Raw genomic sequence first — 22,065 nt, 5'->3', positions numbered from 1 at the left:
CGGCATGCGGTTTCTCAGTTGGCGGCATCGCCGCAGCCGGATCCTGGAATGGCCAGTCCTTTGGAACCACGCAAGAGAAGAGGTCCGATCGCTGCAAGGCTGTTGGCGGTGGATGCGTGGATCGATTCCTCGGTCTACGAAATCGGCTTCAGGGCGCGCCAGTTCTGGGAAGCGGCGACCATCTTCTCGCGGCGTTTCCGCGTCGGCGGCTGGCGCCGCGGCCTGATCGAACTGTTGAGTGAAGGTTTTACGCTGGGTGCCGGCGGCATCGTCGTGCTTTTGGCGCTGGCCTTGCCGGCCTTCCAGATAACCGCCGGCGACTGGCGCACGCAGGGCGACTTCGCCGTCACCTTCCTCGACCGCTACGGCAACGAGATCGGCCAGCGCGGCATCATCCAGCGCGATTCGGTGCCGGTCGACGAGATGCCCGACCATGTCATCAAGGCGGTGCTGGCCACCGAGGACCGCCGTTTCTTCGACCATTACGGCATCGATGTGCTCGGCCTGTCGCGGGCGATATTCGAGAATGTGCGGGCCAATTCCGTGGTCCAGGGCGGCTCGAGCATCACCCAGCAGCTGGCCAAGAACCTGTTCTTGACCAATGAACGGACGTTCGAGCGCAAGATCAAGGAAGCCTTCCTGTCGCTGTGGCTCGAAGCCAATCTGTCGAAGAAGGAAATCCTGCAGCTTTACCTCGACCGCGCCTATATGGGCGGCGGCACTTTCGGCATCGAGGCCGCAGCCGATTTCTATTTCGGCAAGAGCGTCAAGGACCTGAACCTTGCCGAGGCAGCGATGCTGGCCGGCCTGTTCAAGGCGCCGACCAAATATGCGCCGCACATAAACCTGCCCGCCGCCCGGGCGCGGGCCAATGTGGTGCTGTCCAATCTGGTCGATTCCGGCTTCATGACCGAAGGCCAGGTGCTGCAGGCAAGGCTGCACCCGGCCGAAATCGTCGACCGCGGCGAGCAGAAGAGCCCCGACTATTACCTCGACTGGGCCTTCGACGAGGTCAAGAAGATCGCCGCCAAAGGCGGCCCGCACTCGCTTGTCGCGCACACCACCTTCGACGCCAACATCCAGAAGGCGGCCGAAGAATCGATGGAGTTCCACCTCCGCCAGTTCGGCAAGGAATACAACGTCACCGAGGGCGCCATCGTCGTCATCGAGACAAATGGCGCGGTCAGGGCGATCGTCGGCGGCCGCGACTACGGCGCCAGCCAGTTCAACCGCGCCACCAAGGCACTTCGCCAGACCGGCTCCTCGTTCAAGCCCTATGTCTATGCGACGGCGATGGAGCATGGCTTCACGCCGGATTCGGTGGTTTCCGGCGGGCCGATCTCGTGGGGCAGCTGGTCGCCGCACAATTACAATGGCGGGTCGGCCGGCAACGTCACGCTGATCACAGCGATGGCCAAATCGATCAACACCGTGCCAGTGCGGCTGGCCAAGGACTATCTCGGCATCAAGCCGATCAAGGCGATGGCCGAGGCGATGGGCGTCGAGTCGCCGCTGGAATCGCACAAGACCATGGTGCTCGGCACGTCGGGCATGACCGTGATGGACCAGGCGACGGGCTACAGCGTATTCGCCCAGAACGGCTTTGCCGGAACCCGGCACGGCGTCAGCCAACTCTTCACCCGTACCGGCGAGGTCGTCTACGACTTCGCCAAGGATGCGCCGCCGCCGCATCGGGTGCTGTCGGAACAAGCGCTCAAATACATGAACACCATGCTGGCGGCGGTGCCGGTGATCGGCACTGCCCGGCGCGCGGCCCTTCCAAACATCGTCGTCGCCGGCAAGACCGGCACGACCCAGTCCTACCGCGATGCCTGGTTTGTCGGCTTTACCGGCAACTACACGGCCGCCGTCTGGCTCGGCAATGACGACTTCACCGCGACCAACAAGATGACCGGCGGCACGCTGCCGGCCATGGTGTGGCAGCGCCTGATGCTCTATGCGCACCAGAATATCGACCTCAGACCGATCCCCGGCCTCGATCACCCCTTCGTCGATGCCGAAATCGCCGCCAAGGCCGAGGAAGCGGAAAAGAAGAACGCCGAACAGGCAGCTGCCGACGCCGCCGCCGAGCGTCCGCCGGTGCTGTCCAGCCGGACCACCCAGACACTGAAGGAACTGACCAAGCTGTTCCAGGCGGCACCCGTGCTCGACGCGCCCGCTGCACCGGAGACCCTCTCGGCGCTGTGACGGCCAATTCCACGCGGCCGCTTGCCACAAGGCCCTGCGCCGCGATATCCCCGAGCGGCAATCTTTCAGTCCCGGCCTTCGGTTCCCTGCCTCCTCATGCTCAAGAACGCCTTCCTGACACTGCTTTCGCTTGCCATCGCCGTCGTCGGCGGTGGCGGCAGCGTCTGGTATGCACTGAAGCTGCAGGACGGCGTCGGCGCCATCAGGATCGGCCAATGGACCGCCTTCCCCGATATCGGCACGCCGACGGCTGATCCCTATTCGAAGGCCCGCGTGGCTCGCGAAGGCGTGCTGGCGCTCGGACAGGCGGAAGGACTGTCCTTCATAGCCGAGCGCGATTCCGGCGGCGAACAGCTCAAGCGGCAATGTGCCTACAAGATTGCGGGCGGCTTTCCCACCGCCCGGTTCTGGACGCTTTATGCCGCCGACCAGTCGCTTGGCGTGGTCGAGACCGGCAAGCTGAGGCCGGCTGCGCTACAGTCCTATCAAGTGCTGCGCCAGGCCGACAATTCGGTGGTCATTTCCGTCGGCAGCCGCCCTGCGCCCGGCAATTGGCTGCTGACCAGCGGCGCCGGCAAGATGTACTTGGTGCTTACGTTCTACGACACGCCGATCGCCAGCAGCACCGGTCTCTCGGACGTCACGCTGCCGCAGATCCAGAAGGTCGGCTGCAATGCGTAGCCTGCTGCATGCCGTGCTGCTCGGTCTGCTCGGCGCCGGCATCGTGCACATCGTCGTGCTGCTGCTCGTCCCCGAGTTTTCCGAACGCGACGCCTGGTCGCGATTGGCCATGGCTTCGGATCTCTACAAGATGACCAGGCTCGACGCGGAAGCCGGCGGCGCGCCGGTGGTGAAATCGGTCGATCCGCTGTTTTATGCGGCGGCATGCCGCTTCGACCTTGCCGAGGGGATGGTGCGGGTCAAGGCGCCGGGAAAGGTGCCGTTCTGGTCGATATCGGTCTATGACCGCGGCGGCCACAACATCTACTCGTTCAACGACCACAGCGCGACCGCAGGCGTGCTCGACACCGTTGTGCTGACGCCGGCCCAGATGATCGAGGTCCGCAAGGATCTTCCCGAGGAACTGCAAGGGGCCATCTTCGTCGAGGCGCCGATAGAGGAAGGCGTCTTCGTCATCCGTTCGTTCGTGCCCGACGACAGCTGGAAGCCGATCGTCTCGCGGTTTCTCGAACAGAGTTCCTGCGAACTCCAGGATTTTTAAGCCCGGGTCCGACGCTCAGTGATGCGGTACCGGCAATGTTCCCGAAGGCCCCGGCTTGTCGGGGCCGGCCGGCCGCGTTTCGCCCGTCAGCGGCCGCTGCTCGTAGCGCACCCCGGGAAAGATGATCACTGCCGCCGGCGCGGTTTGTTGTGCTCGATTGGTTGCCGCCGTTCGCGGCACGAAAGACAGTACCATGCCCATGGTTCGCGTATTCCTCTCGGTTGCCCCGGAGCACAACGCAACGCCTCCATAGTCGATTAAGAAGGCAGTAGGTTAACGGAGCGCTAACGGATCGCCGCTAAATTGATCTTTGTTCTTGGGAAACGCGAAACCGGTACAGCCCGGCAGAGCGCCCTCCAGATCGTGTCGAGTGTCAGGCGTATCCTTCGTGTCAGCTTCGGATTTCAGGCAAATCGCAGCAGGAGCTGAATCGGGAAAGGCCGAAAGGCTGTTTCGCGCCGCGGTATCGGCGTTCTGCTCGCTCACCCGCCCTTCGCGCCGGGAGATCGCGCAACTCGAAGACCTGACGCTGCCGCTTTTCGACAATGTCTCGGTCGAATCGCGCCGCTACGTCGCGGCAGCCCTTTCCGAATGCGAATATGCACCCGCCGCGCTGGTGCGGCGACTTTGCCAGGAGCGGGTCGACATCGCCGCTCCGCTGCTCATCCGCTCGCGTGCCCTCAGCGACGTCGACCTCATCGCGCTGATCGGGCGTCACGGCCTGCCGCATGCCCGTGCCATTGCCCGCCGCAAGGATCTCAATCAAACGATCGCGGATCTCATCAAAGTGCTCGAAAGGCCGACGCTGGTGCGGTCGCAGCAGCAGCCGGAAACAACGGCCAAAGCCGCGTCCGAAAACGCCGAAGTGGTTGCGGGCGAGGCCAACAGGCAAGAGGCTTCCGATGCCGCCGAAACTGTACGCCGCCGGTTGCGATCCATGATGCGCGCCGAGAGCGGCACTGCCATCGGTCCGTTCGTCGAGCCACAAACCTACGTCAAGCTGCGCGAGACCGCGCTGACCGGTAATGCGGCATTCTTCCAGACAGCGCTCGCCGATGCGCTCGAAATCGATTTTTCAACGGCGCGGACGCTTACCGCGAGCCACAATTACGCACCGCTGCTGACCGCCTTGCGCGCGCTCGACCTTAGCGAAGACAAGGCGTTCCTGATCACGGCCGCCATCTATCCGACCGCGTTTCCGCACCCGCAGGCGATCCGCATCTTCCTCGACCGCTACCGCCTGCTGCACCGCGAAGCGGCGTTGGACGGGCTCCGCGCCTGGAAGGCCGACACCGTGTCGAAAATCGTTCGCAAGCCCGGGCGCGTCGCCGCAAATGCCGACCTGCGCAAGCAGAACGGCGCCGATATGACCGCCACCCCAAAGGCTCATCGCGTTTGAAGGCTTGCCGTTACGACGCCTTGACCGAGATAAGCTCCTCGACGGGAACGGCGCCCGCCTCGATCTCAATCACCCAGATATCCGGATCGAATTTCTTCTCGCGCTCCAGCCGCGCGTCGAAGATGGCGGCATCGTCGCCTTCGCCGAGCAGGCTGAAAAAGCGGTCGTCCGGCCTGGCCGAATCGTAGCTCGTCTGCGGCGCCGGCCCGAACAGCGCCATCTCCCCCAGCCTGCCCCGCGTCAGCACGAAAACCGCACCGGCTTCCGTCGCGCCGCGCTTGACCACGGCGGCAAAGCCGCCGGCGCTGAAAACCCGGCGCAACAGCGCCGACACCCACAGATCGGTGGTTACGCGCATAGAAAATTCCTGGACATGCGGCGGTCCTTACAGCATCGGCCGGAAGACCGTAAACGGTCTTTGCCGAGCCGACCGCCAAGCGGCCGTCACGACCCTCAGTTGGTCAAGCCGATCTCGCGCATCTTGACGTAGACGATCTCGTCGGGTTCACCGGTCTCGGGCAGGCCGAACAGTGCCTGGAATTCCTTGATCGCGGCCTTGGTGCGCGCGCCGACGACGCCATCCAATTGCATGTCGTCATTGCCGAAGGCCTTCAGTCCGGCCTGGATCTTGACGATGCGCGCATCAGGCGTTTGCGCTGCCGCATTCGCCGGTGCGGATACCGGAATGGCGGCCGGAGCAGCGGCCGTTTCGACCGGCCGCGGCACCGGATGCGGAACCACGGCCGCGGTCTTTGGCGTGGCGCCCAGTTGATCCAGCAGGACGCCGTCGATCTCGCCGGAGGCATTCAATCCGACCTTCTGCTGATAGGCCTGGATGGCCTTGCGCGTATTCGGTCCGGGGATACCGTCGACGGTGCCGGAATAGAAATCGAGATCCTTCAATATGCCCTGGACCTGTTCGACGACCGGGTCGCTCTTGATCGGCGCTGAAGCCGGACGCACGATGTTGATAGTGGTTTCGGGCTCGTCGCTGTCCGCCCGCGGAAAGCGCTCGATGCTTCTGGTGGCGAAAAACGCGCCGGCATGCGGAAAGGGCTGATACCAAAGAGCGTTCGCCGAGACGTAGAACAGCGTCACCAGGAACGCGGTAGAGCCGCCGACCACAACAGGATTGCGCGAGATCAGGCTGCCCAGGGCCATCGCTCCGTGCTCGAAGGCATTGCCGCGGCGTTTGACCGCCTTAGGCTGTTTTGCGGAGCGACCCATTGCTCTCCCCTTTGCCACCGTCCGCTCTGAGTTTGGCCGCGGACATCGGCACCACGCCGGTCTTTTCCCCCGAGCGGCCCGTCGGGCCGCTCACGGGAAGGCTGATCGTCACCGTGGTGCCCTCGCCCGGCATGCTTTCGATCGACATGGTGCCTTGGTGCAGCGCCACCAGCCCCTTCACCAGCGAAAGCCCGAGCCCGGTGCCTTCGAAACGGCGGGTATAGTCGTTCTGGATCTGCATGAACGGCTTGCCGAGATTGGCGAAATCTTCCTCGGCGATGCCGATGCCGGTGTCCCGGACCCAGAAATGCAGCCGCGAGCCGATCCGCTTGGCGCCGATGACGACATTGCCGCCTTCGGGCGTGAATTTGATCGCGTTGGAGACGAGATTGATCAGGATCTGCTGCACGGCGCGCCGGTCGGCATTTATTTCGCCTGCGTCCGGCGCGATCTGGGCCTGCAGATCGATGGCCTTTGCCTCGGCTTGCAGGCGCATCATCGACTGGCACATCTCGACCGCTTCGCGGAAGCGGAACGGTTCCGGTTCCGTCGCGTAGGCGCCCGATTCGATCCGCGATACGTCGAGTATCGAGGTGACGACGGCAAGCAGGTGCTGGCCCGAATCCCTGACCAGCCCGACATATTCCTTCTGGCGCGGATCCTTGAAGCTGCCGAACATCTCGTGCAGCAGCATGTCGGAAAAGCCGATGATGGCATTGAGCGGGGTGCGCAACTCATGGCTGACGACGGCAAGGAAGCGTCCTTTCGCCACCTCGGCGGAGGCAGCCGCCTCATTGGCGGCGGCAAGCTCCAGGCGCAGTCCGGCCAGTTCATCGTTCTCGCGCAGAAGAAGCGTGAAGACAGTCCCCTGCCCCGGCGCGCGCATCATCTCGAGCGAGAACGGCCGGTAATTGTCGGCTGTCACGCCGCCGCTCTGCGGCAGCCGGACGCGAAGGTCGAGCCGGCGCGACAGGGCGCCATCGCGCATATCGGCCAGCGCACTGAGATACGGGACGCGGTCGGACAGATGGATGCGATCGAAAAGTCCGGTGCCGAAAAGCAGCTCCGGTGGCAGCCTCAGCATGGTGCGTGCCTTAGCCGAGACGTCCAGAACCTCGCCATGCGCAGCGATTCGCAGCACGACGGCGTCGATGAGGTCTTCGAGCCGGTCGCTGCCGGCCGGATCGAGCTGTGCGCTGGCGGCGCCGCGAAGCGGAGCGATACGCGGAATGAGCGTGAGTGCCCAGGCCAGTGGTACCAGCCAGTGCCATGCGGCGATTTCGGTCTGGTCGAGCGGCAAGACGGAACCGGCTAAAGGCTGCAGCAAGACTGCGACAAGGGCCGATATGGCGCCCCAGATCACGGCACGGCGCGACTGGCCGATCCACCAGGCTTCAAACGGCAGCGCCACCGCGAGCAGGGCAACCGGCGATGCCACACCGCCGGCAGCAGCGATAAGGGCACCGAGCGCAACATTGCCGACGATCAAGGCGAGTTGGCCGGCCAGGGTCATCTTGCCCGATGCAGCCACCAGCAGGGCGGCGAACCAGCAAAGGCCGAACGCCGCAAAGATCGCAGCCACAGTCACAGCCGCACCCATGCCCGATGTGACCAGCGTCACCGCTGCACCCGCGCTGAAGAAAGGGGTCGCCAGCATGACGCCAATGAACCGGCTGTGGCGGCGACGATCGCTCTGGCCGAGCACGGACGGATGAACCATCCGTTCGCAACCGGCGGCTATCGCGCCCGGCAACTCGGCGTATCTGGCCTTGATCGCACTCAACTCAACGCACCCGGTCGTGAACGGCCCTGCTTTGCAGGCGGCTTTTGTCGATCCGAAACTCGCATCCAGCGTTTAAGGAATGGATAAGGCTGGGCCGATCGTCCCCCGGCAGGCTGCAAATATCGGGATACCGGCGGGGAAAAACCGGGGCAATTGCCGCCATAGTAAACGGAGCGTTATCCACACCGCCTGCGCCTGGCGTTGCGGCCGATGGCATCAAACTGTCACCAATGCAAAAATTAACGAGGAAAAACAAGTGGTTGAACGGTTATCATTTGCTGAATAAAATTTGAGCCTTTCGAGGCTAATGAACTTCAAAACGCTTCGTTTCGAATCTGCCTAAAATTTGAGGAAAACTGTTGCTTTCGGGACAAGCCGTCCTTTGCGCGTCTGTGCCAATGTCGCGGTACAAGGGGTTGTGCGGTTCGGAGGCATGACCGTCATAGAGGACAGACAGATGGGCTTTCTGATAAGAGCTGCTTTCTGGTTTTCGCTGGTGCTTCTGGCGCTCCCGCTGGGTGTCGGCGCCGATGATGCCGGCCGCGAAAGCGTCGGGCCGCTCCAGGCGCTGTTTGCGGCGCGCGAGGCCGTCGGCGACATCGCCGGCATCTGCGAGCGCAAGCCGGACGTGTGCGAGACCGGCAAATCGGCAATGCACACCATCACCGCCCGGGCGAAGGAGACCGCCAAGATCGCGGCCGCCATGCTGGACGACAAGGCCGCTGAACCCGATACGGTGACGACTACCGGCAGCGTGCCCGAGGAAATCATCTTGCCAGCGAAAGTCGATTTGCCGGCGAAACTGCACTTGCCGGCGAAGAACTGAGACGGTTTCGGCCGAATCCATCGCCAGACCGCAAGGCTACCCGCTTTCGGCGCCTGCGGCGTTTCTCCTCTTTTTCCGTGACGTGGCAGCGCCGGATGACTATATCCGGGGAATGACGACGACGATCCAGACCATCCGCGAGGACTTTTCCCTGCTCGACGAGTGGGAAGACCGCTATCGCTATGTGATTGAACTGGGTGAAGCGCTGCCGCCGTTTCCCGACGAGCAACGTATACCGGCCAACAAGGTGCCCGGCTGCGTCAGCCAGGTCTGGTTGACCACCGAACAGGGCGAAGGTGCCGACCCCGTTGTCACCTTCAAGGGCGATTCCGACGCCCATATCGTGCGCGGCCTGGTCGCCATCATGCTGGCGCTGTTTTCGGGACGGCCGGCCAGCGAAATCCAGAGGACCGACGCAGAGGCAACGCTAAAGGCACTCGGACTTGACGAGCACCTGTCGCCGCAGCGCGCCAATGGTCTTCGCTCTATGGTCAAGCGCATCAAGCGTGATGCCGAAGCAGCGTTGAAGCAGACCGCCTGACCGGACGGCAGTTGCCGGCACCATAGCGGGTTCGACCTTGACCCATAATACGAAACGGCGCCCGCAGGCGCCGTTTGAGTGTCAAACCGGAAGAGCCGCTTGTCAGCGTCCCTTGCGCTTGCGGCCGAGACCCATCTTCTTGGCGAGCTGCGAACGGGCGGCCGCATAATTGGGCGCTACCATCGGATAGCTCGGGTCCAGGTTCCACTTTTCACGATACTGGTCGGGCGTCAGATCATAGTGGGTCATCAAGTGACGCTTGAGCGACTTGAACTTCTTGCCGTCTTCGAGACAGATGATGTAGTCGTCATGCACCGACCGCTTCGGATTTACCGCCGGCTTCTGCTTGTCGGCAGGCGGCTGCTCGGCGGCCCCGCCGACGCGCCCGAGAGCGGCATGGACATCGGCGATAAGGTTCGGCAGTTCGCCGACCGGTACGGGATTGTTGCTGACATAGGCGGCCACCACGTCGGCGGTGAGCTCGATCAGCGCGTCACTGTTTCTGGAAGGTGTTTCGGTAATATCCATGGCGTTCAGGCCCCAACGAGAATTGTTTCTGTTTGCGCCCGTTTCGATAGTTGGGCATCGCGCGAACTTGTGCAGGAAAAAGCCTCCGCGATTCGCGTCGCGGCATCTTAATGGGCCGGACCGCCAAGTAAGTCAATTCGCTTCTTTCGGTCTATTCAGCGACACAAGTCAAATCTTCCATATTCAGCTTCACTCTTTCGTGCAAAGTGTAACTTTGCCGTTTTTTCTGGTCAGACCAGCATCGACTGACGCCGCGGCAAACAGCCATTACACAAACGGCAGCAGGTAAATAGAGTTCGATGCTTGACCCTGCCGGCGGCATTACAGCCTGAATGATCGGCGGATTCAGTAAAATCATAGGTTGCGAAGCGTTACTGTTGCTCGCGAGCCGTCGCCGGTGCGGTGCGCTGTGTCATTGAAATGGGGTAATGTATTTCCGTAGACCCAGCCATATCGGCCACTTGCCAAGCCGCGAAGGCAGTTGCATGAGATTGACCGGCACTGGCAGGGGTCATCGCAGCGACGGCGAGAACCGCGGCAGTCCGAGAAGAAATATTCGTTATCCGCTCCTCCAGCCCGTCCTCTCGAGCCACCACAACAATAGATCATAGCCCTTGAACCCGCGCTGCTCGGCGTGTTCATTCGCCATTCAAGTAGCTTCCACAGCGAGACGCAATGACCAAAACCCCAGTGTTTCCGACCGCCACGTTTCCGACCGCCACCCCGCCGCAGCCGGAGAAGCGGCCGATCTTCGACACACATCACGGCATGAGGCGGACGGACGACTATGCGTGGCTGAGGGCCACCAATTGGCAAGAGATGTTCAGGGATCCGTCCCTGCTCGACGGCCAAATCCGCGCCCACCTCGAAGCCGAGAATGCTTACCAGGCGGCGCTGATGGCCGATACGGTCCAACTGCAGAAGCAGCTTTTCGCGGAAATGAAGGGACGCATCAAGGAAGACGATTCTTCCGTGCCGATGAAGGACGGGCCTTACGCCTACGGCTCCTCCTTCAAGCTTGGCGGCCAGCAGCCGCGTTATTTCCGCACGACGCGCGACGGCGGCGACAAGCAGATCTTGCTCGACGGCGATGCCGAGGCCGAGGGCAAGCCATATTTCCGCCTGGGCGGCGTCGATCATTCGGACGACCACAGCAAGCTGCTCTGGGCCTTCGACGACAAGGGTTCCGAATTCTACACGCTGCGCGTCCGCGATCTGGCCGGCGGCAACGATCTGGCGGACAGGGTCCCGGACACCGGCGGCGGCGGTGTGTGGGATGCCGGCAATGACGGTTTTTTCTACACCCGCCTCGACCCCAACCACCGTCCTTCCAAAGTGCTGTTCCATGCGCTTGGCGACAGTCCTGAAAACGACCGGCTGATCTACGAGGAGACCGACCCCGGCTTCTTCATGGATGTCGGCGGCACGCGCTCCAACGAGTGGATCATGATCGGCATCAACGACCATGAGACCTCGGAATACCGCATCATGAGCGCCAACGATCCGTTCGCCGAGCCGAAGCTGGTTGCGGCGCGCCAGACCGGCCTGCAGTACGAGCTCGATGAAGGCGGCGACATTTTCTTCATCCTCACCAATGCCGACGGCGCCAAGGACTTCAAGATCATGACGGCGCCGGCCCAAGATCCGGTGCGCGCCAACTGGCAGGAACTGGTGCCGCACGAAGCGGGACGGCTGATCCTTTCGGTGATCGGCTTCAAGGACCACATGGTCCGGCTCGAGCGCAGGGAAGGCCTGCCGCGCATCGTGGTGCGCGACCGCAAGAGCGGCGAGGAGCACCTGATCTCCTTCGACGAGGAAGCCTTCTCGCTCGGCCTGTCCGGCTCCTACGAATACGACACCGAGATCATACGCTTTTCCTATTCGTCGATGACGACCCCGGCGCAGGTCTTCGATTACAACATGCACACCCGCGAGCGGGTGCTGCTCAAGACCCAGGAAGTGCCGTCCGGCCATGACCCGGAACACTACGTCACACGCCGGCTGATGGCACCCGCCGCCGACGGCGAACTGGTGCCGATCTCGCTCCTCCATCACCGCGACACGCCGCTCGACGGGTCGGCGCCTTGCCTGCTTTACGGCTACGGCTCGTATGGCATCACCGTGCCGGCCGCGTTCAACACCAATCTGTTTTCGCTGGTCGACCGCGGCTTTGTCTACGCGATAGCCCATGTTCGCGGCGGCAAGGACAAGGGCTATGGCTGGTACGACGACGGCAAGCGAGCGAACAAGATGAACACGTTCACCGATTTCATCGCGGTCGCCCAGCACCTCGTCGTTGAACGCTACACCGCGCATGATCGCATCGTCGCGCAGGGCGGTTCAGCCGGCGGCATGCTGATGGGCGCTGTCGCCAACATGGCGCCGCAATGCTTCGGCGGCATCGTCGCCGAGGTTCCCTTCGTCGACGTGCTCACCACCATGCTCGACGCCAGCCTGCCGCTGACACCGCCGGAATGGCCGGAATGGGGCAATCCGATCGCCTCGGCGGAGGATTACCGGACCATCGCCGCCTATTCACCCTACGACAATGTCGCCGCACTCGACTATCCGCCGATCCTGGCGCTGGCCGGCCTGACCGACCCGCGCGTCACCTATTGGGAGCCGGCCAAATGGGTGGCACGGGTGCGCGACCGCAAGACAGGTGAGAATCCGGTGCTGTTCAAGATCAACATGGATTCAGGCCATGCCGGCGCCTCCGGCCGGTTCTCCCGGCTGGAGGAAATCGCCTTCACCTACGCCTTCGCGCTCAAGGTGACAGGCAAGGCCGAGCTTGCCGCGTGAACACCCGGGGGTGAGCGGTCATTGCCTTCCGTTCCGAGACGTGGCTTTCATTCGCGGTCAGAGTTGCGGAGACGCCACCAATGATCGATCTCACCACACTGATTGCGTATGTCGCGGTCGTGCTTGGCTTTGTCTTCATCCCGGGTCCTGCCACCCTTTTGACCGTGGCGCGGGCTACCAGTTCTGGAACCAGGGTTGGCATCGCGACCGGCGCGGGGATCGCGGCCGGCGACGTGGTTCACACCTTCATGGCGATCGTCGGCATTTCGGCGATCATTGCCACGTCGGCGGCGCTTTTCAGCATCGTGAAGTACATCGGCGCAGCCTACCTCATTTATCTCGGCATTCGTGCGATCATCGAGAAAACGCCTGCCTATCCGGCCGCCGGCGCACTTGCGATTCCCGCCGCCAAAGCATTTCGGCAGGCTGTTTTGACCGAGGTTCTCAACCCCAAGACCGCGCTTTTCTTCCTTGCATTTCTTCCGCAGTTCGTGCGGCCTGAAAACGGATCGGTGATGCTTCAACTGGCGACATTGGGCGTGATTTTTGTTCTGTTGGGCCTCGTCAGCACGGTGGTTTTCGCCGTGGGTGCGGGCGGCCTCGGCACTTTCCTGCGCCGAAACCCGACGGTGCTGAGATGGCAAGGCAAGGCTGTCGGCGGCATCTATTGCGCCTTGGGCATTCGGTTGGCGCTGCAACAGCGCTAGGGTCTCGACAGGCGACGCTGTATGAAGCTTCGGAAACTGAGCAGGCACAGCTGATTTTCCGCTCGCAATTGCAAAGGTCGCGCGCTACCCAGTGCGCGGCCTTTTCACGGTCGCCGCCAACACTCAATCACCCAGGGATCTGCTATGTTGCTCGTCGATGTCTATCTCGACAAATCGCCCATCCAGGGCATCGGCGTCTTTGCCAAAAACCACATTCCCCGCGGCACGCTGGTCTGGAAGCTCGACCCGAAATACGACCGCCGCATCGAGGTAGCAGCCTACGAGCGGGAAACCGGGCCGGTGAAAACCTATCTCGACCGCTACGCCTACCCGGACCGGCGCGACCCGAACTACATCGTCTTCGAGGCCGACGATGCGCGCTACATGAACCATGCCGACGACCCGAATTGCGACGTCTCGCAGCCGGAGGAGACCTATGCCTTGCGCGATATTGCGCCCGGCGAGGAAATGACCTGCGACTACAATCACTTCTTCGAAACCGGCTTCGACTTTCTCGGCGACCGCTAGACCGGACAGCCGCTAGCTCGCCGGCTTCTTGCGCGCCGGATAGCCGTTGGGATGCGGCGGCACGGCTTTCAGATAGGCGGCGATCGCCGTGCGGTCCTCCGGGGTCAGCACGGCCATGTTTCGTTGCACGTCGACCATCGCGCCGCCGACCGTATCGAAATCCGGCGTGAAGCCGGTTTCGAGATAGTTGGCGATGTCGGCTTCGGACCAGTCGGCGATGCCGCCCTCGCCCGACGTGATGTTGGGCACGATGCCGCTGCCTTCGGCGGCGGCGGCACCTGCCAGCCACTGGCTCTTCCTGGTGCCGCCGGTAACGTCCCGCGGCGTGTGGCATTCGCCGCAATGGCCGGGGCCTTCGACCAGATAGCGGCCTGTCAACACCGGATCCGATGTGCCGTCGGGAAAGGAAACGACCGGCTGATCACTCAAATAGAGCAGCTTCCACAGACCAAGGCCGCGTCGGACGTTGAAAGGAAATGCCAGCGAATTGGCGGGCGCCTTGCCGGCGACCGCGGGCAACGTCTTGAGGAATGCATAGAGATCGGCAATGTCGGCCGGCTTCATGGCCGCGTAGGAAGTATAGGGAAATGCCGGATAGAGATGCTCGCCCGACGGTGACACGCCCTTCAGCATGGCGTTGGCAAAGTCCTCGACCGACCAGGCGCCGATGCCGTCCCTGGTATCTTGCGAGATGTTCGGCGGCACGAAGGTGCCGAATGGCGTCTTGAGTTCAAGGCCGCCGACCAGCTGAAGGCGGGCGTCGCCTTGCGAGCCGGGCTTGGCATGACAGGATGTGCAGCCGCCGGCGTAGAAGATGCGCTTGCCCCTGGCGGCGTCGCCAGGACCAAGCTCAGCCAGCGTTGCGGCATCGAGCCTGACCGGAGCCGACAGGAACCAGCCGGCAATCGCGGCCGCGCCGCCCAGAACGAGGGCGGTGCCGACAAGTTTCTTCAGCAAGCGCATTGCCCGCTATCAGCCTTTTTTCACCCTGTAGTTTTGATGACAGTTGCCGCAGCCGCCGCCGATGGTGTTGAACTGCGCCTTCAACGCGTCGGCATCCGCAGGTGCTGCGGCGACCGCCGCCTTGACGTCGGCGAGGTACTTGCCTTCAGCCGTCTTGAAGCCGGCCATGTCCTGCCAGATTTTTGGGGACGCCGTGGTGTCGCCGGTGTCGCTGCCCGCCGGGAAAAGCGTGTCGACGCCGGCATGGAATTTCTCGGCATTGGCCTGCAGTGCCTGCAACGCCGTCAGTACCGAAGCTGCGTCGTAGGGCGTCTCGCCCTTGACCACTTTCGACAAGCCGGCGGCGATCTTGCCACGTTCCTTCATCAGGGCCTGCCGGTCGGCGACCGGGTCGGCAAATGCCGCCGAACCGGCGAAGGCGAGCATCGAGATGGCGAGGATAAGCTTTCTCATTCACTTGGCTCCATGTTGAAGGCAATTCAGGATGCGGTCCCACCCCGATAACAAACGGCAAGGATGGCTTAAAAATTCCGACGCTTCGCCTCACGCTTGCGTGAAATTTTTGCAGCTGTCGTTCTGATGCTGAAAAAGAAAAGCCCCGGTTCTGCCGGGGCTTTTCTGGAACGGATCAGGCCTTTTCGTAGAGTTCGAGCACATAGTCCCAGTTGATGAGACTGTCGACGAAGGCTTCGAGATATTTCGGCCGGGCGTTGCGATAATCGATGTAGTAGGAATGTTCCCAGACATCGACGCCGAGGATCGGCGTCGCGCCATGGACGAGCGGGTTCTCGCCGTTCGGCGTCTTCGAGATCGCCAGCTTGCCGTCCTTGACCGAGACCCAAGCCCAGCCCGAGCCGAACTGGGTGGTGCCGGCGGCGATGAAGTCGGCCTTGAACTTGTCGTAGCCGCCAAGATCGCTGTCGACCGCCTTTTGCAATGCACCCGGCAGCTTGTTGCCGCCGCCGCCCTTCTTCATCCATTTCCAGAAATGGATATGATTGTAGTGCTGGGCGGCATTGTTGAAGAGCCCCGCATTCTTGCCGAAGGACTGTTTGACGGCCTCTTCGACCGACAAATCGCCCATGCCCGCCTCGGCGGCCAGCTTGTTGCCGTTGTCGACATAGGCCTTGTGGTGCTTGTCGTGGTGATATTCCAGCGTTTCCTTGGACATGTAAGGCTGCAAAGCCTCGTAATCATAGGGCAAGGCGGGCAATTCAAAAGCCATCGGTCGTACTCCCTCGTGGAAAAATCCGGTGTCGATACCGGACTAACATAGGACTGGATTGGTCTGGAACAACTCCGGAAACGAAGCGCCGGCCGCTTTTTAGCGGGTCAGCCGGGCGAAGTCGAATGCGCCCATTCCCAATAGAGTTCGCGCGCCTTCTTGGCCACCGGTCCGGGCTGCAGATTGCGATCCTCGATACGGGTGACCGGCACGACTTTCGAGTGGTTTCCGGTCGAAAAGATTTCGTCTGCCTCCAGGAAATCGCGGATCGACAGCGTCTTTTCCGTCGTCGTGAACCCGTATTCGCCCAGCAGGGCCATGGTGCGCGCGCGGGTGATGCCGGACAGGAAGGTGCCGTTCGGCGCCGGCGTCAGGACATGGCCGTCCTTCACCAGGAAAATATTCGAGGTGCCGGTCTCGGCGACATTGCCCAGCATGTCGAGCACGAGCGCATTGTCGAAGCCGCGCATCTTGGCTTCGAGAATGGCCCGGCCGTTGTTGGGATAAAGGCAGCCGGCCTTGGCGTTGGTCGGCATGGTTTCGATGGTCGGGCGCCGGAACGGCGACACCGTCACCGAAAACCCAGCCGGCGAGATCATCGGCGATTCGTAGAGGCAAAGGCAGAAACGAGTCGAGGCCGGGTCGGCCGGCACGCCCATATAGCCGCCATGCTCGGCCCAATACATCGGCCTGATGTAGACCGCCGTCTTGCCGTCGAACTTCTTCAGCCCGTCCCAGGTCAGGCCGACGATCTTGTCGGTGCTCATCGTCGGTTTCAGGCCGAGCGCGATCGCCGAGGCATTTACCCGCGCTGCATGGCGATCGAGATCGGGAGCGACGCCCTCGAACCAGCGGGCGCCGTCGAACACGCTGGTGCCGAGCCACATGGCGTGGCTGCGCGGCCCTAGAATGGCAACGTTGCCCTCGTACCAGTCGCCGTCGACGAAGGTCCATGTCGCGGATTGCGCCGCAGTCGCCAGTGTCATTGCCAGGTTCCGTCCAATGCTTGTTGCGGCGCATTGGAAGATGCTTTGGCGGCCGCCGTCAACCGGCTTGGCTGAGATTTGTTGAGGCCAGCGGGCTGGCGGACTGCAATCAGCGCTTGCGCCTTGCCTTACGCGGCCTCAAAACTGTCGGATGCAGTTCGCGGCTTACGTTTTCGACGCCTATGGCACGCTGTTCGACGTGCATGCGGCCGTGCGCCGTCACGCCGACCAGATCGGGCCGGACGGCCAGTTGCTGTCCGATATCTGGCGCGCCAAGCAGCTGGAATATTCCTGGGTCAGGACGCTGATGGGGGCCTATGCCGACTTCTGGCAGCTCACCGAGCAGGCCCTCGACTTCGCCCTGCGCAAGGTTCCATCCGCGGATGCCGGGCTGAGGGCGAAGCTGCTCGAGGCGTATTGGCGGCTGGACTGCTATCCGGAGGTGCCGGCCGTGCTCAAGGCGCTCAAGGCTTCGGGGGCAAGGCTGGCGATCCTGTCCAACGGTTCGCCTGAAATGCTGGAGGCGGCCGTCAAGTCCGCCGCGCTCGACCAGGTCCTGGACGACGTCTTTTCCGTCGACAGCGTCAGGCGCTTCAAGACCGATCCGTCGGTCTACGACATGGTCACCACGGGCTGGCGCCTCTATCCAGGCGCTGTCTCTTTCCAGTCATCCAACCGCTGGGACGTCGCCGGCGCCACCAAATTCGGCTTCAGGACGGTGTGGATCAACCGCGCCAATCAGCCAGAGGAATACCGGGATTTTCCACCGGCCCTGATCTTGCCGTCCCTTGAAGGTCTGGTCGCCGGGGGGTGACACCGGAAATGTTGCCTCGACGCAACAGTGACGGTCCAGTCACAGCTTTGCCTTTGTTTGTCCACCCTGCGGCCAGAATTGGAACCGCCTATCGCGCCGGGCATTGCTCGAGCACCCTGCGTGACCGGGCGCGCAACCGGATGCATTTATGCTTTGTTGCGATTTGAGACTTAAAAAAGGCAATCATGTTCACACTCCCGTCGTCCTCTCTGCGCCTTAGCCGTCGCGGTTTCCTCAACGCAGCCGCCCTTGGCGCCGCCTCGGTCGCGGCCTCCAGTTGCACAACGCTGTCGCAACAGCCGGTCGAGCCACCGCCCCCGACCTATGTCGAGCCGGCGCTCGGCGACTATGTGACGATGTATGGGCCGATGTCGGATGGCGGCTTCGAGCTGCCGGCCATACCGGTCGACAAGATCGACCCGCAGTTCCTGCGCCAGATCGTTGACGATCCGACCGGGCAGCAGCCGGGCACCATCGTCGTCGACACGACTAATCACTTCCTCTACCTGGTGCGCCCGGGCGGCCAGGCGATCCGCTATGGCGTTGGGCTCGGCCGCGCCGGCTTCGAATGGTCGGGCGATGCCGTGGTCCAATGGAAGCAGAAATGGCCGAAATGGACGCCGCCGGACGAAATGATAGCGCGGCAGCCGGAGTTGAAACCCTACAGCGCCGATAATGGCGGCATGCCCGGCGGGCTCAAGAACCCGCTTGGCGCGCGGGCGCTCTATCTCTTCCAGGGCAACCAGGACACGCTCTACCGCCTGCACGGTTCGCCGGAATGGCGGTCGATCGGCAAGTCGGTGTCGTCGGGCTGTGTGCGCCTGATGAACCAGGACATAATCGATCTCTACGATCGTGTGCCGAACAAGACCCCGGTCGTGGTGACGGCCGATATCGGCCAGCCGATGGTGGCGACAGCAAACCGCAAAGCCATCCCGATCGACGCCGGCGTGCCGGAAGGATCGATCCTGCTCGGCCCGATAAAATCGATCACAAATTCGATCTTCTGAGTTGATCGAAAGCGCGGGCGGGATCTTCCTCGCTCCTGGTGGTTCCGGTTAGATAGCTGCCTGAGCCATCGGATTTGCGCTATGGCAATCTACCACCCGAACGCGGCTCCGCGGTCAGCGTGCCAACGGCAGATCTGCGCCCAAGTCTGCCCCAGGGGACCGCATTTGGGATTCCTGAGAACAGACGTCGTCTGCAGCTTCAGTGGAGGTCAAGCAGGCAGCTATTGGCAATAATCCCGGAAGAGCGCAGGATCGTCCAAAGAGCCTTCGTTTGCGACAGAGCATTTGGGCGATGAGTCAACTTAGTAGTGAACCGACTCGTGTTCCTGCGGACCTCGGCTTCGACAAGGCGCGGCTGGCGCGACTGAAGCGATGGATGCAGCGATATGCCGACACCGGCCGCTGGCCGGGCGGTGCGGTGCTCATTGCGCGTCATGGAGAACTCGCCTTTTTCGATTGCGCCGGGCACGCCGACGTCGAAGCCAAGCGGCCTTGGCACCGCGACCTCATCGCCCGGATCTACTCGATGACCAAGCCTGTCACCGCAGTCGCGCTGATGATGCTGTACGAGGAGGCGCGCCTGCATCTCGACGATCCGGTCGAAGCTTACCTGCCGGAATTCAAAAACGGGCAACTTCTGATACCGGGCGCAACCTCGCTGGACCAAACAGTGCCCACCAAAACGAAGATAACGATCCACCATCTGCTGACCCACACATCTGGCCTAAGCCTTTTTACGAACCCCCGACTGCTCGGTGAAGCTTATGCAAAAGAAAAACTTGGCCTCGCCCTTGCTTACGGTGGGCTCGACAAGATGGTGCGCAGGATCGCCGAGCTGCCATTGGAATGGGAGCCGGGCACGAAGTGGCAATACAGCACCGGCTCCGATGTCATCGGCCGCATCGTGGAAGTCGTTTCCGGAATGACGCTCGACAAGTACTTCGCGACTCGCATCTTCGAGCCTCTCGGCATGACCGACACCGGCTTCTCTGTGCCGGAGTCTGAGATCAGCCGTTTTCCCCCGCTTTATGAGGCTACGGCTGGCGGCATGGCATTGCACGAAGCGCCGCAGGTTTCCGAATGGCGGCAAGGCAAGGTTGATACGTTCTGCGGCGGAGGCGGGCTCGTCGGAACCATCGACGATTATTGGCGGTTCACCGAAATGCTGCGGGCTGGAGGGGAACTCAACGGCGAACGCATTCTCAGTCCCCGCACTTTGAAATTGGCGGCGCGCAATCACCTACCGGGAGATCTTGCCTCCATGGCAACCGAAGTTTGGGCCGAAACCCAGTTTGAAGGCGTCGGGTTCGGTCTGTTGGGCTCAGTCGTCCTCGATCCGGCTAAGGCACAAATTTCGGCGCAAGTGGGCGACTATGGCTGGGGCGGGGCGGCAGGCACCTTCTTCTGGGTGAGTCCGGTCGACGACCTGGTTGTCATTCTCTTCACGCAACTGCTGCCTTCGAGCGCCATTCCGGTGCGCAAAGAGCTGCGCGCACTCGTCCATGGCGCATTGACGGGGGCCTGAGACAGGTCAACAGAAAGTGCGCGGAGCAACTTCGCGCCGGCAGGCTGGGCCGTGGTCGAGACGGTGCCGCGCAACCTGAATGTCCGCTCTTCAGGAACCGCAGCCTGAACTGCCTGTCCGCTCACGGCCCATTTCGATCGTTCACTAATATGCATCGCGACGGGTTCATGGCGCGAATCCGACCTTCGCCCTGCCTCACCGCCCCCTGGCCAAACTCCCCAGAATACCCCGCACGATCGCCCGTCCGATCGACGAGCCGACCGAGCGCACGACTGATTTGATCGCCGCCTCCGCCACCGTCTGGCGGTTGGAGGGCCGCGGCGCGCGGCGGCCGCCGGTCGGCTGGGGATCGTCATTGCCGAAGCCGGGAATGGTCCAGCGCGAACGGCCGCTCTCCTGCTGCTGGGCTTGCGCCTCCTGGGCGTCCTTGGCCTTTTTCTGCAGCATCTCGAAAGCAGATTCGCGGTCGATGGTCTGGTCGTACTGTCCCGCAACCGGGCTCTCGGCGATCAGCTTGCGGCGCTCTTCGGGCGTGATCGGGCCAAGGCGCGACGACGGCGGGCGGATCAGCGTCCGCTGCACCATGGACGGCACGCCCTTGGCTTCCAGCGTCGAGACCAGCGCCTCGCCGGTGCCGAGCTGCGTGATCACGGTTGCGCAGTCGAAATCGGGATTGGGCCTGAACGTCTCGGCCGCCGTCTTGACGGCCTTCTGTTCGCGCGGGGTGTAGGCACGAAGTGCGTGCTGCACGCGGTTGCCGAGCTGGGCCAGCACCGTTTCAGGAATATCCAGCGGATTTTGCGTGACGAAATAAACGCCGACGCCTTTCGAGCGGATCAGCCGGACCACCTGTTCGACGCGGTCGATCAGCACTTTCGGCGCGTCGTCGAACAGAAGGTGTGCCTCGTCGAAGAAAAAGACCAGCTTCGGCTTGTCCGGGTCGCCGACCTCCGGCAGTTCCTCGAACAGTTCCGACATCAGCCACAGCAGGAACGTCGCATAGAGCCGCGGATTCATCATCAGCTTGTCGGCGGCGAGCACGCTGATGGCGCCGCGTCCATCGCGCGTGGTGCGCATGATATCGGCGATCCGCAATGCCGGCTCGCCGAAGAAATTGGCAGCGCCCTGCTGCTCCAGGACCAGCAGCGTGCGTTGGATGGCACCGACCGAAGGTTTCGTCACGTTGCCGTAGCGGGCGCCGATCTCTTCGGCGCGATCGGCGATGTTGGCCAGCAGTGACTGCAGGTCCTTCAGGTCGAGCAGCAGAAGGCCTTCCTCGTCGGCGATGCGGAAGGCGATATTCATGATGCCTTCCTGTGCTTCGGAAAGGTTCATCAACCGCGACAGAAGCAGCGGCCCCATCTCCGAGATGGTGGCGCGGATCGGGTGGCCCTGCTCGCCGAACAGATCCCAGAAGATGACCGGGAATTCCTGGAATTCATAGGGATCGAGCTTGACCTGCTCGGCCCGCTTGACCAGGAAATCCTGCGCTGTGCCCATCATGGCGATACCCGACAGGTCGCCCTTGATGTCGGCGCAGAATACCGGCACGCCGGCATTGGAGAAACCCTCGGCCAATATCTGCAGGGTCACCGTCTTGCCGGTGCCGGTCGCGCCGGTGACCAGGCCGTGACGATTGCCATACTGCAGCAAAAGCTGTTCGGGCCGCTGATAGCTGTCGTCCGGCTTGCGGCTGGCTCCCATGAAGATACTGGTATCGTCGGCCATTTGTCCGGTCTCCGCAAACCTATAGGGTTGAATGCCCTGATCC

Annotated in this window: 22 protein-coding genes; 12 read left to right on the top strand and 10 right to left on the bottom strand. The window is 62.5% G+C overall.

Going from position 1 to position 22,065, the window contains the following annotated elements; genetic code table 11:
- The first annotated feature begins 48 nt into the window (after positions 1-48).
- From AC0L2Y_RS05545 to AC0L2Y_RS05535, 3 genes are all read left to right on the top strand, one after another.
- The gene (locus AC0L2Y_RS05545; protein WP_473554438.1) at positions 49-2,208 is read left to right on the top strand and encodes a transglycosylase domain-containing protein; all 2,160 of its coding nucleotides are present in this window, start codon (positions 49-51) and stop codon (positions 2,206-2,208) included.
- A gap of 96 nt (positions 2,209-2,304) precedes the next feature.
- The gene (locus tag AC0L2Y_RS05540) at positions 2,305-2,889 is read left to right on the top strand and encodes a DUF1214 domain-containing protein (RefSeq protein WP_473554435.1); all 585 of its coding nucleotides are present in this window, start codon (positions 2,305-2,307) and stop codon (positions 2,887-2,889) included.
- On the top strand, positions 2,882-3,430 hold the full coding sequence (locus AC0L2Y_RS05535) for a DUF1254 domain-containing protein (RefSeq protein ID WP_254819944.1): 549 nt from the start codon (positions 2,882-2,884) through the stop codon (positions 3,428-3,430). Before AC0L2Y_RS05540 ends, AC0L2Y_RS05535 begins: the two co-directional genes overlap by 8 nt.
- A 15-nt stretch (positions 3,431-3,445) precedes the next feature.
- Here AC0L2Y_RS05535 and AC0L2Y_RS05530 read toward each other — a convergent pair whose 3' ends face one another.
- Positions 3,446-3,631, bottom strand: coding sequence for a hypothetical protein (locus AC0L2Y_RS05530; RefSeq protein WP_292658434.1), 186 nt, complete (start codon positions 3,629-3,631; stop codon positions 3,446-3,448).
- Positions 3,632-3,818: 187 nt separating this feature from the next.
- Between AC0L2Y_RS05530 and AC0L2Y_RS05525 the strand changes: the two genes are divergently transcribed.
- A complete protein-coding gene (locus AC0L2Y_RS05525) occupies positions 3,819-4,829 on the top strand; it encodes a hypothetical protein (protein WP_473554431.1) in 1,011 nt (336 codons plus the stop codon).
- 10 nt (positions 4,830-4,839) lie between these two features.
- Here AC0L2Y_RS05525 and AC0L2Y_RS05520 read toward each other — a convergent pair whose 3' ends face one another.
- The 3 genes from AC0L2Y_RS05520 to AC0L2Y_RS05510 form a co-directional block, all read right to left on the bottom strand.
- Entirely contained in the window at positions 4,840-5,187 is a 348-nt protein-coding gene (locus tag AC0L2Y_RS05520) for a DUF1491 family protein (protein ID WP_473554430.1), read from the bottom strand.
- Between the two features lie 95 nt (positions 5,188-5,282).
- Positions 5,283-6,056, bottom strand: coding sequence for a peptidoglycan-binding domain-containing protein (locus AC0L2Y_RS05515; RefSeq protein ID WP_473554429.1), 774 nt, complete (start codon positions 6,054-6,056; stop codon positions 5,283-5,285).
- Positions 6,031-7,776 carry a sensor histidine kinase gene (locus AC0L2Y_RS05510; RefSeq protein ID WP_473554805.1) on the bottom strand — a complete coding sequence of 582 codons (1,746 nt, stop codon included), beginning with the start codon at positions 7,774-7,776 and terminating at the stop codon, positions 6,031-6,033. Before AC0L2Y_RS05510 ends, AC0L2Y_RS05515 begins: the two co-directional genes overlap by 26 nt.
- A gap of 520 nt (positions 7,777-8,296) precedes the next feature.
- Here AC0L2Y_RS05510 and AC0L2Y_RS05505 point away from each other — a divergent pair.
- Positions 8,297-8,665 (top strand): DUF5330 domain-containing protein, encoded by a 369-nt coding sequence (locus AC0L2Y_RS05505; RefSeq protein WP_473554427.1) that lies wholly within the window; start codon positions 8,297-8,299, stop codon positions 8,663-8,665.
- A 112-nt stretch (positions 8,666-8,777) separates the two neighbouring features.
- The gene (locus AC0L2Y_RS05500) at positions 8,778-9,206 is read left to right on the top strand and encodes a SufE family protein (protein ID WP_352490832.1); all 429 of its coding nucleotides are present in this window, start codon (positions 8,778-8,780) and stop codon (positions 9,204-9,206) included.
- Between the two features lie 102 nt (positions 9,207-9,308).
- Here AC0L2Y_RS05500 and AC0L2Y_RS05495 read toward each other — a convergent pair whose 3' ends face one another.
- A complete protein-coding gene (locus AC0L2Y_RS05495; RefSeq protein ID WP_023677844.1) occupies positions 9,309-9,734 on the bottom strand; it encodes a Ros/MucR family transcriptional regulator in 426 nt (141 codons plus the stop codon).
- Between the two features lie 675 nt (positions 9,735-10,409).
- On the opposite strand from AC0L2Y_RS05495, the gene AC0L2Y_RS05490 reads away from it, so the two are divergent.
- From AC0L2Y_RS05490 to AC0L2Y_RS05480, 3 genes are all read left to right on the top strand, one after another.
- Positions 10,410-12,536 carry a S9 family peptidase gene (locus tag AC0L2Y_RS05490; RefSeq protein WP_473554425.1) on the top strand — a complete coding sequence of 709 codons (2,127 nt, stop codon included), beginning with the start codon at positions 10,410-10,412 and terminating at the stop codon, positions 12,534-12,536.
- An 80-nt stretch (positions 12,537-12,616) separates the two neighbouring features.
- The gene (locus tag AC0L2Y_RS05485) at positions 12,617-13,243 is read left to right on the top strand and encodes a LysE family translocator (protein ID WP_473554423.1); all 627 of its coding nucleotides are present in this window, start codon (positions 12,617-12,619) and stop codon (positions 13,241-13,243) included.
- 144 nt (positions 13,244-13,387) lie between these two features.
- Positions 13,388-13,771 (top strand): SET domain-containing protein, encoded by a 384-nt coding sequence (locus AC0L2Y_RS05480; protein ID WP_352862724.1) that lies wholly within the window; start codon positions 13,388-13,390, stop codon positions 13,769-13,771.
- A 12-nt stretch (positions 13,772-13,783) separates the two neighbouring features.
- Here AC0L2Y_RS05480 and AC0L2Y_RS05475 read toward each other — a convergent pair whose 3' ends face one another.
- From AC0L2Y_RS05475 to AC0L2Y_RS05460, 4 genes are all read right to left on the bottom strand, one after another.
- Positions 13,784-14,734 (bottom strand): cytochrome c, encoded by a 951-nt coding sequence (locus AC0L2Y_RS05475; RefSeq protein WP_473554421.1) that lies wholly within the window; start codon positions 14,732-14,734, stop codon positions 13,784-13,786.
- A 9-nt stretch (positions 14,735-14,743) separates the two neighbouring features.
- The gene (locus AC0L2Y_RS05470) at positions 14,744-15,187 is read right to left on the bottom strand and encodes a c-type cytochrome (protein WP_352490827.1); all 444 of its coding nucleotides are present in this window, start codon (positions 15,185-15,187) and stop codon (positions 14,744-14,746) included.
- A 175-nt stretch (positions 15,188-15,362) separates the two neighbouring features.
- Entirely contained in the window at positions 15,363-15,959 is a 597-nt protein-coding gene (locus AC0L2Y_RS05465) for a superoxide dismutase (protein ID WP_023677850.1), read from the bottom strand.
- A gap of 107 nt (positions 15,960-16,066) precedes the next feature.
- Entirely contained in the window at positions 16,067-16,945 is an 879-nt protein-coding gene (locus AC0L2Y_RS05460; protein WP_292658468.1) for a branched-chain amino acid aminotransferase, read from the bottom strand.
- Between the two features lie 151 nt (positions 16,946-17,096).
- On the opposite strand from AC0L2Y_RS05460, the gene AC0L2Y_RS05455 reads away from it, so the two are divergent.
- The 3 genes from AC0L2Y_RS05455 to AC0L2Y_RS05445 all read left to right on the top strand — a co-directional run bounded on the left by AC0L2Y_RS05455 (position 17,097) and on the right by AC0L2Y_RS05445 (position 20,294).
- Entirely contained in the window at positions 17,097-17,759 is a 663-nt protein-coding gene (locus tag AC0L2Y_RS05455; RefSeq protein ID WP_352827015.1) for a haloacid dehalogenase type II, read from the top strand.
- A 185-nt stretch (positions 17,760-17,944) separates the two neighbouring features.
- Positions 17,945-18,769, top strand: a complete 825-nt coding sequence (locus tag AC0L2Y_RS05450; protein ID WP_473554419.1) for a L,D-transpeptidase — start codon at positions 17,945-17,947, stop codon at positions 18,767-18,769.
- A 292-nt stretch (positions 18,770-19,061) separates the two neighbouring features.
- Positions 19,062-20,294, top strand: a complete 1,233-nt coding sequence (locus AC0L2Y_RS05445) for a serine hydrolase domain-containing protein (protein ID WP_473554417.1) — start codon at positions 19,062-19,064, stop codon at positions 20,292-20,294.
- 195 nt (positions 20,295-20,489) lie between these two features.
- On the opposite strand, the gene AC0L2Y_RS05440 is transcribed toward AC0L2Y_RS05445, so the two are convergent.
- Positions 20,490-22,022: a helicase HerA-like C-terminal domain-containing protein gene (locus tag AC0L2Y_RS05440; RefSeq protein WP_473554415.1), complete on the bottom strand. Its 1,533-nt coding sequence runs from the start codon at positions 22,020-22,022 to the stop codon at positions 20,490-20,492.
- Positions 22,023-22,065: the final 43 nt, after the last annotated feature.

The organism is Mesorhizobium sp. WSM4830, from assembly GCF_055811495.1.
The sequence above is the reverse complement of the archived record's forward strand: the minus strand, read 5'-3'. Positions and strand labels throughout refer to the sequence as shown.